The sequence below is a fragment of the Corynebacterium sp. LK26 genome (genome assembly GCF_014335085.1).
Lineage (GTDB): Bacteria > Actinomycetota > Actinomycetes > Mycobacteriales > Mycobacteriaceae > Corynebacterium > Corynebacterium jeikeium_D.
The window spans coordinates 194267-206702 of sequence record NZ_PDHB01000011.1; the positions used below are offsets into that span (position 1 = coordinate 194267).

11 protein-coding genes are annotated in these 12436 nt (G+C 59.7%); 3 read left to right on the forward strand and 8 right to left on the reverse strand.

Going from position 1 to position 12436, the window contains the following annotated elements:
• Window positions 1-3: 3 nt before the first annotated feature.
• Window positions 4-1200 (forward strand): acetate kinase, encoded by a 1197-nt coding sequence (locus CRD13_RS07465; protein ID WP_069358955.1) that lies wholly within the window; start codon window positions 4-6, stop codon window positions 1198-1200.
• A gap of 244 nt (window positions 1201-1444) precedes the next feature.
• Here CRD13_RS07465 and CRD13_RS07470 read toward each other — a convergent pair whose 3' ends face one another.
• From CRD13_RS07470 to CRD13_RS07485, 4 genes are all read right to left on the reverse strand, one after another.
• Window positions 1445-2296, reverse strand: coding sequence for a L,D-transpeptidase (locus CRD13_RS07470; RefSeq protein WP_016421524.1), 852 nt, complete (start codon window positions 2294-2296; stop codon window positions 1445-1447).
• Between the two features lie 113 nt (window positions 2297-2409).
• Window positions 2410-4866, reverse strand: coding sequence for a serine/threonine protein kinase (locus tag CRD13_RS07475; protein WP_187401486.1), 2457 nt, complete (start codon window positions 4864-4866; stop codon window positions 2410-2412).
• Window positions 4863-5942 carry a glutamate ABC transporter substrate-binding protein gene (locus CRD13_RS07480; protein ID WP_070438252.1) on the reverse strand — a complete coding sequence of 360 codons (1080 nt, stop codon included), beginning with the start codon at window positions 5940-5942 and terminating at the stop codon, window positions 4863-4865. The genes CRD13_RS07475 and CRD13_RS07480 overlap by 4 nt, the downstream gene beginning before the upstream one ends.
• Window positions 5939-7597, reverse strand: coding sequence for a hypothetical protein (locus CRD13_RS07485; RefSeq protein WP_187401487.1), 1659 nt, complete (start codon window positions 7595-7597; stop codon window positions 5939-5941). Before CRD13_RS07485 ends, CRD13_RS07480 begins: the two co-directional genes overlap by 4 nt.
• A 135-nt stretch (window positions 7598-7732) precedes the next feature.
• Between CRD13_RS07485 and CRD13_RS07490 the strand changes: the two genes are divergently transcribed.
• Window positions 7733-8236 carry an NUDIX hydrolase gene (locus tag CRD13_RS07490; RefSeq protein WP_076772345.1) on the forward strand — a complete coding sequence of 168 codons (504 nt, stop codon included), beginning with the start codon at window positions 7733-7735 and terminating at the stop codon, window positions 8234-8236.
• 115 nt (window positions 8237-8351) lie between these two features.
• Here CRD13_RS07490 and CRD13_RS07495 read toward each other — a convergent pair whose 3' ends face one another.
• From CRD13_RS07495 to CRD13_RS07505, 3 genes are all read right to left on the reverse strand, one after another.
• Window positions 8352-8669, reverse strand: a complete 318-nt coding sequence (locus CRD13_RS07495; protein ID WP_172620224.1) for a hypothetical protein — start codon at window positions 8667-8669, stop codon at window positions 8352-8354.
• A gap of 42 nt (window positions 8670-8711) precedes the next feature.
• Complete coding sequence (locus CRD13_RS07500) at window positions 8712-9275, reverse strand: MarR family winged helix-turn-helix transcriptional regulator (protein WP_016421518.1); 564 nt, start codon at window positions 9273-9275, stop codon at window positions 8712-8714.
• Between the two features lie 243 nt (window positions 9276-9518).
• A complete protein-coding gene (locus CRD13_RS07505; protein ID WP_038626705.1) occupies window positions 9519-10316 on the reverse strand; it encodes an exodeoxyribonuclease III in 798 nt (265 codons plus the stop codon).
• A 121-nt stretch (window positions 10317-10437) separates the two neighbouring features.
• Here CRD13_RS07505 and CRD13_RS07510 point away from each other — a divergent pair, with 121 nt between their 5' ends.
• The gene (locus CRD13_RS07510; RefSeq protein WP_222866684.1) at window positions 10438-11265 is read left to right on the forward strand and encodes an RDD family protein; all 828 of its coding nucleotides are present in this window, start codon (window positions 10438-10440) and stop codon (window positions 11263-11265) included.
• A gap of 49 nt (window positions 11266-11314) precedes the next feature.
• Here CRD13_RS07510 and CRD13_RS07515 read toward each other — a convergent pair whose 3' ends face one another.
• Window positions 11315-12433 (reverse strand): GNAT family N-acetyltransferase, encoded by a 1119-nt coding sequence (locus CRD13_RS07515; protein WP_187401489.1) that lies wholly within the window; start codon window positions 12431-12433, stop codon window positions 11315-11317.
• Between the last annotated feature and the right edge of the window lie 3 nt (window positions 12434-12436).

A 12436-nucleotide genomic window follows, 5' to 3' on the forward strand; every position in this document is an offset into this window, starting at 1 on the left:
ATTATGTCCCGTCACGTACTTGTTTTGAACTCCGGTTCCTCCTCTATCAAGTTTCAGCTGGTAGATCCGGAGAAGGACTCAACGCAGCCGCCGTATGTCTCAGGTCTGGTGGAGCGCATTGGTGAAGAAGACGGCATTATTAATCTGAAGTTCTCCGGACAGAAGATTGAAATCACTGAGCCGATCGCTGACCACGCCAGTGGTCTTGACCGCGCGTTCGAGCTGATGGATGAGCACGGTGTTGGTCCGGAGTCGGTGGATATTGCGGCCGTCGGTCACCGCGTCGTTCACGGTGGTCGCCTGTTCTCTGGACCGGAGCTGATTACCGACGAAATCGTCGGCATGATCCGCGACCTTATTCCGCTGGCGCCGCTGCACAACCCGGCCAATATCGTAGGCATCGAAGAGTCTCGCAAGCTGCTTCCGGACGTGCCTCACGTCGCCGTCTTCGACACTGGTTTCTTCCACACCATGCCGCCAGCTGCTGCTCTGTACCCGCTCAACGCAGAGGTCGCATCGAAGTTTGATATCCGTCGTTACGGCTTCCACGGCACCTCGCATGAGTTTGTTTCCAAGCAGGTGCCGGACCTTCTGAATAAGCCGGCAGAGGAAATCAACCAGATTACGCTGCACCTGGGTAATGGTGCGTCGTGTGCGGCTATCCGAGGTGGCCAGGCGGTGGATACCTCGATGGGGCTGACCCCGCTGGCTGGTCTGATGATGGGTACCCGTACCGGTGACATTGACCCGGGCGTCATCTTCCACCTCTACCGCAACGGCATGAGCATCGACGAGATCGACAATCTGTGTAACCGCCAGTCCGGTCTGAAGGGTGTCTCTGGTGTCAATGACTTCCGAGTCCTGCAGGAGCGCATGGATGACCACGACCCGGATGCTTGGGCTGCGTACCAGATGTATGTCCACCAGCTGCGCCGCTACATTGGCTCTTACATGCTGATTCTCGGCCGCCTCGATGCCATCACCTTCACCGCCGGTGTCGGTGAGAACCATGTCGGTATTCGCCGTGATTCGATGGCTGAGCTTGAGAACTTCGGTATCAAGATTGATGACGAGCTCAACTCCCAGCCGAATGACGGCCCGCGTCTGATTTCGGCGGAGGACTCGAAGGTCAAGGTCTTCGTGGTACCGACCAACGAGGAACTGGCCATTGCTCGCTACGCAATGAGCTTCGTGGAGTAGGTTTTGGGGCAGGGGCCCTGGCGAGTAGGCAGGACCCCCTGTAACCCTCCGTAATCGACGGCTGCTAGATGCCCCATCTGTTGAATCCGCAGCTGTGACCCAACAAAAATGAGCTCGCTCCCACTGTCTTCCAAACTGGAAGAACCTAGTGGGGCGAGCTCATTTTTCACCGCCGGGGCGACTGCGCCTATGCCTCAACAGGCTCAGTCACCCGGTCATCGTTTCAACGCATCAGCGCAGCTAACTACCAGATGTAGACGCCGTCGCCGACCTGCAGGGTATCGAAGTACTTCACAGCATCATCGTGGTTCAGGTGGATGCAGCCGTGGGACATCTGATTAACAGAGCCCTCGTGGAAAGCTTCGCCGTCGTTGGTGAAGTACACCGAGAACGGCATCGGACCGTTGTAAGGACGGGACCACTCATCGCGGACCTTGCGGGTAACGCTCAGGTGGCCGCGGGTGGTTTCGTAACCCGGCATACCGGAGGACATTGGCACCGGACCGTAGGTGATGTTGCCATTTTCCTGCAGCCAGGTCTTCTGGTTAGCCAGGTCAACGCATGCGCGGGCGCTCGGCGGGCACGGGTTGTTTGGCTCTGGGCGTGGTTCAGGGCGTGGCTTCTGCTCAGGCTGTGGAGCAGGGGCAGGCGCCGGCTCAGGCTGCGACGGCTCGTCCTGGCCCCCCAGCAAACCGAAAATCTCGTTGACAACGCGGGTGGCTTCGGCCTTCTGTGCGGCTGGCAACGGCAGGCTGTCGATGGCGTTCAGCAGCTGAGTTTTGACCTTGTCCGCCACCTGCTTGTTGTTTTCAGCGAACTTGAAGTTTTCATTAATCAGAGCGACGACCGAATCCGGCAGCTTCACCGAAGAGGAATCCAGTACCTCAGAGAGCTCAGGGGCAAGGTCGCCCGAATTCAGAGTCGAGATCTCCGGCAGCTTGAGGTCCCGAACACTCTGGCTAAGCGACTGCAGGTCTGGAGAAACCGGCAGGGCAACGGCAGTGCCGGCCCCAATACCAAAGGCGGTGGTGAGGGCTGCAGCGCTGATAATGACGCGCTTAGCGCTGCGGAGAGAGGATTTCGAAGAGGCAAACATAGAGGATATCTTAAACCACGAAAGGCAATTCTCTCTTTATTCACCAATTCTGGGGTGGCGCTCAGGCCCACAACAGCATGTTTAACCAGGTTCGGTAAGGAGCTGTTAGAGAGCTAACGCCAAGTCCGTGGCCGAATGAGATTTGCGATATCCACCAAGTTGTAGCGGTGTCGCGGAAACTGCGAAGAGCGTGCCAGCATCCGTAAGTCTTTTTCCAATCCTTCACGCAGGCCGGCCACGGTAAAGGGCGCATCGAAAAGACCATTGGAGCTAGCTGCATGGTCGAGGTTCGAGCTGCGCAACCAGTTCAGCGCGGACGCCATCACGGCGATGCGCAGCTGCGGCATGCGCGGTTCATTTGTTGGTAGCTCCACCAGGCGACGCGCAGCACGGCGAATTCTCGATTCGGTCAACTCGGAGGGCATCCCGGAGGTGAGCATCAGAATCGTCGTCAAACGTGCCATGCGATGGTGGCGGGAGTTACCGGGAACGCGGTCAAGCTGGGAGATAGCCATTTCGTGTTGGCGCTCAGAGGCCAGCTGACGAGCTAGCCCGAAGGCGGAGGATACCGTCGTCGGGTTGGCCGCCCACACGACGGCGTAGAGACGCAGGGTGTTGAAACGAATCGTCTGAGGCGACAGGGACTCGCTGGCCCAGGCGGGGGAGAAGATTTCGGGCGTATCGGCAGCGACATTATCCAGCGCGCTGCTCAAGTTCGCGGCGGCGCGGGCAACAGCGGGCTCGAGGAGAGATGCGTTGGCGATGCCCAAGCGCTGTTGAATCAACTCGAGAGTCGCTGCCAGCGCCAACTTCGGGGCGGGCTCGCCGGGCAGCATCGTCAGCACGTGGTGGAAGGAGGCGAGGGCATCGTTGAATTGGTCGAGAAGCAAATAAGTCACGCCCTCGTACCAGTGATAACGCCAATCGCGCTGCAAACGTTCAGAGACATCGCAGAGGCTGTCGCGGGCCTCATCAATTAATCCGAGGTCCAGTTTCGCACGCACGATGCCCAGTGGAATTTCCACCGAAGAACCATACTCGGGTTCGGACAGAGCATTGGTCAGTGCCTCGATAAGTTCGTTGGGCTCCGTAAACGACGAGGCACTCAAGATGCGCGCACCCGGATCTGTCGGGTTAATCAGTGGTACAGGCAGCGCGAAGGTCACTTCTTGCGGAGTGATTTCCACGCCGCGGGTGATGCCGTCGACAAGCTGATCGGTGCGGAACACCAGGTGCTTGGTGCCGTACGTGGAACGCTGCGGCGAGAAATTCGACACCGCCTGCGGGAATTGCACGCCGTCGCGCACCGCCAGAATCTCGCGCAATACGCCGATGAGCTGCACACTCATCTCTTCGGCAGAACCGAAGCGAGCCTCCGGGTTCTCGTGGCAAGCGCGTAGTAGGAAGCGGTAGAGCGAGTAAAAACGGCGGAATAGAGGCTCTTCGACAGGTGAGGGTAGCCCCGGGTCGTAGACGCCGTTGGTCGCCGGCAACTTCAGAATCAGCGAGGCCAGCGTGCGGCCGACTGTGTAGATATCGCTGGCAATCGTCGGTCCCGTCGTGGCAATCTCCGGCGCCTGGAAACCGGGCGTGCCGTAGATATGGCCGTAGGCGCCGATGCCGGTGACCGCGCCAACGTCGATAAGCGTGACGTGGTCTTCGCTGAGCAGCACGTTGTCCGGCTTCAAATCGTTGTAGACAACGCCGCGCGAGTGCAGGTAATCCAGCGCGGGGAGCAGTTCCAGGATGTAGCCAATCGCCAGGTCACAGGGCATGACGCCGTCTGGGTAGCTCCGTCGCTGCTTGCGTAATGACGGGCCGCCGACGTACTCCATCACAATGAAGCCGGTGGCGCTGTTGGCGTCCGTCTCATCGATGAAGTTGATGATCTTCACAATTCCCGGATGCGAGATTTCCGCGAGGAACTCGCGTTCCGCCTGGACTACGGCGAAATCCTTCTCGTTTTTCGCTGCCATCATGCCCTTGAGCACGACCCAACGATCCGAGACATTGTGGTCAATCGCCAGATAAATCCAGCCGAGACCGCCGTGGGCAATCGGGCCCACGATCTCGTACTGATCCGCCACGATATCGCCGGCTTTCAGGCTCGGCGCCGGCTTATTCGTCGCTCGAATCTTCTCATCACTCATTACTGCATCGCGCGGATCCTGCGTTGTGATGTACGGCAAGTGCACCATGCCGTCGGCGACAGTGCGTCCGCGGTGTGCATTCGATCGCCTGCGGCGGAAGTCCTCCAACGCTTTCCGGTGCGAGGCCATCGACGGATCTGGAGTCTGGGCGCTGGGTTGGGGCGTCGCGCTTGACGACGAGCTCCCGCGCCCCAACAATTCGGCGATATCGAACTCTTCGTCATCGTCATCATCGTCCGCAAAAGGGTCGAAGGCGACAGCGGCAGTGCCGGGCTCTTGTTCGTCGTCTTCATCGGCGAATGGGTCGAAGGCGACGGCCTGAGTGGCAGCTGCCTCTGCCTCTGCGTGAGCATCCTCTTGGGGCTCCGGCGTGTACTGGGGATGCTGGGCTTGTTCGGAGAACTGGTTTTCGTCGCTCATCGGTTATCCACCTCGCCTTCTGGAGCAGCTTCCGGTGTGGGGGAGATTCCAAGTATGTCTTCATCGTCGCCGTACTGTGGCGATGGCTGTGTACCGCTTGGCAGGAAGGGGCCGAACCAAGTGTCGTAGAGGGACTGCCAGGTGCCATCGCTGGCCATACGCTCCAGGGTCGCGTTGATTTGGCGAACTAGGCCTGGGTTCCCCTTGGATACACCGGCCGCGTAGCTTTCCTCGTTCAAGCCCCGCTGGACAATGGCGGTAGCCGGATCTTGGTCGTTGATACCAGCGAGGATGGTGTCATCGGCAACGACGATCTCTGCCTGGCTGTTTTGAAGTGAAATGAGGCAGTCCGACCAGTTACCGACCAACAGCAGCGTATTGTTCGGCGAGAGCCGTCGAATCAAATCCTCGGTAGTGGATCCCCGGGAAACGCAGATGCGACCGTCCTCGACGTCCTCGGGGGAAGCATCGCCACCCGGCGAAGAGACTAGAACTCCAGCTCGTGCTGTCAAATACGGTGTGGAGAACAGCACCCTTTCGCGCCGGGCATCGGTGACCGTCATAGTGCGCAAAACGACATCGACAGTGCCGTCTTCGAGTGCGGCAGTGCGTTCGTTGCTGTCGACGAACCGAAACTCGACAGCATCGGGATTGTCAAAGATGTCCCGGGCAATCTCTTGTGCCAGGGATACTTCAAACCCCGAGAGCTCTCCGGTGCTGAAGTCGCGGAAGCTGAGCAGGTTCAATGATTGGTCAACACCAACGATGATGCGGCCGCGCTGGTAAATCTCCGGGATTCGCTCTTCCGGTGTTTGGTCATCGGGGGCGAGCGTGGACAGATCTGGGGCGTTGGCTTCTGCCGCAGGCTTCCTCGAGGAGGCTTTGTCGTAGAACGCGCCCGGTGGCAGGGGGAAGTCACCGGTGGCCTCCAGGATTGTGCGCGAGTAGGGATCGTCGGCAAGCGAATCGGTCGCGCAGGCACTGACGGTGAGCCCGGCGATGGCGAGTGCACCAAGGACGGCCCTGCGCCGCCAACCGGCGAGACTGTGGAGCGACGGGGAGAACGAAACGATCATAGGTACTCCAGAAGCCGGTGTCGGAAGCCGAAAACAACCAGAACTGCCGCGATGACGGTCAGCGTAACCGTGACGAGGGACAGTGCCGCGATAGCGCGACGGGATTGGTCGAGGTTCTCACGGGCGGTCAGGCGGGACTCGGCGATGGAATTCTGTAGCGACTCATCGACCTGGTTGAACGCAGTCGCCGACGAGCTGGCATTATCCACATCGGTCGCGATGCGAACCGCACCGGCGTAGTCTCCTGAACTCAAGTGCTCCATCATCAGGTTGTGGCCGGACTCCCAGCTGTAGATACCGTGGATGGCGGCTCTGACATCGTCGTCCGGCGCGTTGGCGTCCACTCTTTCCAGCTCGCCGACCAGGGTGCGCACCGACTGCGAGAAGGACTCCGCATCCGCGGGCTGACGGCGCACTAAGCCGAGGGTTTCGCTGGCGCGTAGCTGCTGGGCATCAATGCGTACTTGGGTTAGGGCATGAACGTCCGGGCGCTGCTCTCCGAAGAGGGAGTTAGACTGCCACGGCTGAGTGGTGGCGATTCCCACACCGACAAGTGCGATGGCCATCAGCATGGTTGCACCAAACAGGCCGACGTTGAATAGTCGACCGGTGCGGCGAGTCAGCCACCACTGTGTGATTAGCAGCATCAAAATTGCCGCTGCCAGGCCTGACATCGGGAAAAGAGGTGGTTTCGATAGTTCGCGCTGCTCCTCATTAGTGGTGGTACTGGTGCGTTCGTAGAGCGATTTTGCAGCTGGCAGAATCTGGACCTGCATCAAGTTTGAGGCAGAGGCGAGGTACGCGACACTGACGGGGTTGCCCTGGCGCGCATTCGCGCGAGCTGTCTCGACCATGCCGGTGTAGACCGGCAACAGTCGCTGTACAGTCGCGACATCCTTCATCTCTGGATCATCGACGTTTTCAATGCCCGTAGCTGCGCGGGTAGCGGACATGGATGCTTGTGCGATGACATCGTCGAAATTGCTGACCAAGTCCTGGCTGCTGTTGAGTGTGCCGCGGGAAAAAGCGGTGTTGGCCGACGCATCAGCAATCGTCAGCGAGGCATAGAGATTCTGCGAGGCATTGGCCATCGGCTCGCTCAGCTGCGAAATGCGGGTGAGCTGCTGCTGGCGTTGCGAGGTTGTTTGCCACATGGATAGGCCGGCGGCCAGGATTGCGACGATGAGGATGAGGGCGACTATGGTCAATCGGCCCGGCGACGTTATCAAAAATGACGCTGACCGGCGCACATACGTGGCCGACGGGCCGAGCTTGTCGTAGAGGCGCTCACCGAGAAAACGTGTCAATCTCCGGTTGCGCGGGCCAATCTCCAGGGCATCCACGCGCAAGTCTGTATCGCGCGGAGAGTCTGCCAGGGCTGTTGGGGTTGCGGCCGTTGCTGGGGCATTAGCCGAGGACTCTGTAGTGTCCAGAGCAGTTGATGGTGCCGCGCTCTCGGGAGCCGGGGTGGCGGCGGGAGTATCTTTCGATTCCTTTGCCGCCTGAGCCGCAGTGTGTATGTCTAAGCTTTCGCCACCGGGAGTGGTGCGACCGCTGAAACGAGTTCGGCGTGGAGCGCGATTCTTGCGGTGGAATGGGTTTCGGCTTTTGTCGTGGGCGCGGGAATGAGGCGCACTTGAAGTGGTTTCACCCATGTGCACGTGTCCTTCCGACGTGACCGAAGTCGCCTGCGACAATCTCTCCGCTCAGAGCAACGTTAGTTCCTTGCAAATCTTAGTCGCTCGGGCTTGTGACGGAAAACACAAGGGTATCTGGCGTAGGGTGGAGACATGCTTCAGGATGGAAATGGTTGGGCGGCCGGCCCCAACGGTACGCGCTGCTGGGGACGCTTCGGAGCTGCAGGGCTGCTGATTGTGAGCCCTCAGCGCACTGTGCTTATGCAGTATCGAGCTGACTGGACATCGTTCCCCCTAACGTGGGGTGTTCCTGGTGGGGCTTGTGATTCTCATGAGACTCCTGAGGCGACCGCGCTGCGTGAAACGGCTGAGGAAACTGGGCTGCTGGAGCATCAGCTTCGCATCCTCGACACGCAGGTCACCACCGGCCCCTTCCCGGCCGATCCGGACCGCCCCGAGCTTGCCGGCGGCTGGAAGTACCACACGGTTTACGCACTAGCTGCCGAAGAGCTGGAGACGCATCCGAACGAAGAGTCCCTGGAGCTGCGCTGGATTCCGCTTGGCGACGTCGACAGCCTCGATCTGCTGCCGCCTTTCGTGGAATCGTGGCCCCGGGTGCGCGCGCACCTCGAGAAATTGCTGGAGGGCCTTGACTAGGTGGCTAAGGCCTGAGGTTTACACCGCCCATTGAGGCTGCACGCTGAGATTGGCGCACCAAAGCCGCTCCCCGGCGCGACTTTTAAGTCGGGAGAGTGGCTTGTCTACTTGTTGCTTACTTGGAGTCGGCAACTGCTGCTGCGCCAGCAGCCAGCGCGGTGACGGTCAGGACGGACGGCCATGCGCCAATCTTCTTAGCCAGCGGGTGTGAGAGGCCGAAAGCGCCGAGGTAGGCGGCCACCAGACCAGTGGCTCCCAGGGCGCCGGTCTTTGCGTTCCAGGTGCGTGCTGCATATGCGCCGGCGGCGCCCAAGATGACGCCACCGAGCGGGCGAATGCCTGTTTCGCGAGCGGTGAGCCAGCCGCCGATGAGGCCGGTGGCCACCAATGGAGCGGTCTTTACGTCTTTTGCCTTCTTCAAAGTAATAGCCATGAGCATCATCGTACCTAGTAAGAAGGGTTTAGCGGCGCGCTTTTAGAACGGCTCCTGGCGGCGCTGGTGCTCCTCAACATAGCTTTCCGAGTGTTCCGCCAGCTTCAGCAGCGAAGGCAGTGCCTTAATTAGCGCACGCACGTCCTTTTGCGACATCGTCCGCACAATTTCGTACACCAGCGCACCCCAGTGGTCGATAAGCTGCTCCAGCAGGGTCTCGCCATCGCTGGAGACATAGAGGTTCTGCGCACGGCGATCCTTTGCATTGTTCTCGCGTTCAATTAGCCCGTTGTCGAGTAGACGGCGGACTGTTGCCGAAACGTTGGACGGGCGCAGGAAACGCAGGCGTGCAATGTCGGATACGCCGCAGCCCGGGTGGGTCGAAATAAAGTGCAGTACTTCCATTTCCGACTGGGAAATGTCCATCCTGGCATTCGGGCGCTCACCGAGGCGGCGAGTCGACGCAAGGAAGTCATACAGGCCGATGGAAATCTTCTGCACGCTTTCGCGCAGGGATTCATCGGACTCAGTTGAGTCATCCGCGGTGGGGAAGCCGCTCGCTGGCTCCGGGGTGGTGGTGCGCTGAGGGGAGCGTGCAGAAGTCATGATCTTCCTTCCCGACGTAATGAATTGATGTTCTGAATAAACACCTTATATCGTCGAAATAACTTTCTGTGGTGAAAATTTGTAGATTGAACAAAAAGTTAGACTCATAAGTGTTGTGCGGGTGCTTTATCGCACATTTCTGCCCCTGATTTTAGGGGCTGGCAGCAAGGACTCCGCTTTACGACGGCCCCAGCGACACCCCCTAGTAGGAACTAGGCCTACGCGGTTTTCCGCCGCGTTTATCTACACTTCGTAATCCACAATCACCGGAGCATGGTCGGATGCGCCTTTGCCCTGACGCTCTTCGATGTCGATGAATCCGGCGGACGCCTTTGCCGCGAGGTCGGGGGAGGCGAGCTGGAAGTCGATGCGCATGCCCTCATCCTTGAAAAAGCGGCCAGCCTTGTAATCCCAGTAGGTCCACTGGTTTGGGGTGAATTGGCGAGTTACTTCCTTCATGCCCGCCTGCTCCAGCGCATAGAAAGCTGCGCGTTCAGGCGGTGTGACGTGTGTTTTCCCTGCGAAGGCTGCCATTGACCAGACATCGCCGTCGGTCGGGGCAATGTTGAAGTCGCCGCCCATCATGAAGGTGGCCTCCGGGTCGTCGTCAAGCGTGGCGATGATGTGCTGACGGAGCCGCTCCAGAAATTCGAGCTTGTACTCGAAGTGCGGGTCGGTGATGTCGCGGCCGTTCGGGATGTAGAGGCTATGGACGCGCACGCCACCGCAGGTAGCGGCGATATGGCGGGCCTCCAATGCGGGAGTTGCGTCGGGGTCCTTGTTGAAACCCGGCTGACCGGGGAACTCTGCCTGGATGTCCTCAAGGCCGACGCGGGAGATGATGGCAACGCCATTCCACTGATTCAGGCCGTGGTGGGCGACTTGGTATCCCAGCTCTTCAAAAGCAGCGGTGGGGAATTGGTCGTCCTTGCACTTGGTTTCCTGGACGGCCAGGACATCAATGTCATTCCGGCGCAGCATTTCCACCATTCGGTCGAGGCGAGTTCGAGCCGAATTGACGTTCCAGACACAGATTCGCATATCAACGATTGTAAAAGGGGAACGAAACGGCGGCCTCATGCGTTGAACAAAGCAGTGACAAAATAGGCGGACAAAAGCGGACTAGGTGGGCGGAAGCCCGGTAGGAAAGGGAGTTTCGAGGTTGGCTAACTGGGACGATCGCCGTTACGGCGGCGAGTACAGTCCGGCGGATTACCTGAGTAGTAGTGGCAGGAATGCTTATCGGGAGCACGACGCATATGCGGCGTACGATGCGGCAATGCCGTATCAGGAAGTGCCATATCCGGTAGCAAACATTCCGGTCGGCTACGAGAGCGGGTACCCCGCTAGCTACGGGGTGTCTTCCTTCGGTGAGCTCAGCACTAACCCCAAAGTTGCACCGCTGACCGCTCAAATGGCAGTACACCTGGGCTTCGATCCCAATCTGGCCAATGCCCCTGTGGTGCGTCGTGGTGGCGCGCTGCTGGTGGATTCTGTCATCTACACTGCGTTGATTGCCTCTATTGCAGTTCTCGCTAGCATCGCGGGGACATCCGACAGCGGCGTAATGGTGATGCTGATCAGCCTCTTCCTCGGTCCCGGTGGTTTTTACCTCTACCGCGTGGCGGGAGACTCCATCTTCGACGGTTCTCCGGGTAAGCACGCCATGGGCATGAAAATTGAAGGTGCACACGGGATGCCAGTTTCAGCCCGCGATGGTTTTGTGCGCAATGCCTGGATTCTGCCGTCGATGATTCCGGTCGCCGGTTGGTTTGTCTCTGCGGGCCTGGCTGGCTGGATTGCGATGGCTGCCTCACGCGATCCGCTGGGGAGAGGTCGTCATGAACTCTCGGTTCGCACTCGAGTGGTGGAAAAGCCGGAGACGCGCGAGCTGCAGCGCGGACAGCGCCACATGGACAATCGCATGGGCAGCAAAGAGCAGCAGGGCAGCCAGCTGAAGCGGACTAAACGGGTTAAGCGCGGGAAGTAGCGCGATCATCAGGGTGAGCGGGGAAGGGGCGAAACGTGCGCCCCGAGACCTAAGCCCCTGTCAACTCCGCGTAGCGGTGCCGGTGGTGCTCGGTAAAACCGAGCGTCCGGTACAGCGCGATGCCAGCCTCATTCGAGCCCAATACCTGCAGATATGCCGAATCTGCCCCGTGCTGCGCACCCCAGTGCATCATCTGAATTCCCAGTAGGGTGCCAAGTCCTCGGCGGCGCATATCGGCTGCGACTTCCACGGCGGAGAATCCGAGCCACACGCGGCCGTCCTCCGATTCGGTCAGTGTGCCGCGCGTAATAGCTACTGTGCGCATGCCCTCAGGTGCACTGTCATCAGGGACTTGGAGCCGCCCGAAACACATGCGGCCGTCAATTTCATTGCGCAGGAACTGCAGCGCATGCTCGGGCAGTGTAGTGCCGCGGAAGTGGTAGAGCTCCAGCCAGTCGTCGTCAGGCTGATCAGCGATGTCCACCTGCACGTCTGCCAACTCGGCGCTGTTCGGTTCAGTTGCCGATTCAGCAGGCGGCAAATCCCCATCGAGTGAGCGCGTCATAACCACAATGTCCGGCCCGACCGTCCACTCCGGCCCCGCGACCAGCGCCTGTGCAGGTTTGGCGATTCTATCCGGAATCGCAATCCGCACCGGCAAATCGTGGGAATCGTAAAACGACTTAATCTTCTCCAACGGCACCGGCTGAGTGCTGGCTCCGGGTTCGAGCGGCAGCGCGGAGTTGGAACGCTCCGTAATGCCATCGCCGGCTCGCAGCAGCCAGCCCGACTCCACCACATGCGCGATACCCGGGAAGGCCTTCGCTGTCGCAGTTTCCACGGCGCGAATATCCGAATTGCGCACCGGATGATCCGGCAGGGCCTTCACAATCAAAATGTGCTTATCGCTAAAGTCCACCGCTGCCACGGATTCGTCGGCACGCACGCCAGCACGAACCTGCGGACGCACGACGAACGGATCCATGCTGAGCACATGCCCAATGACGTCCGTAGTCTTCTTGCCGCTGGCCAATGCTTCTTCATCGGTCAGCGCGTGCCGCACAATGACACGACGTCCCACCGCCACTTCACCGACGCCCCAGCGGGAAATCGGTAGCTTCTGTGCTGCATTTTCGCTTGCCGACGACTCCAATTGCCTATCCGCCACGAT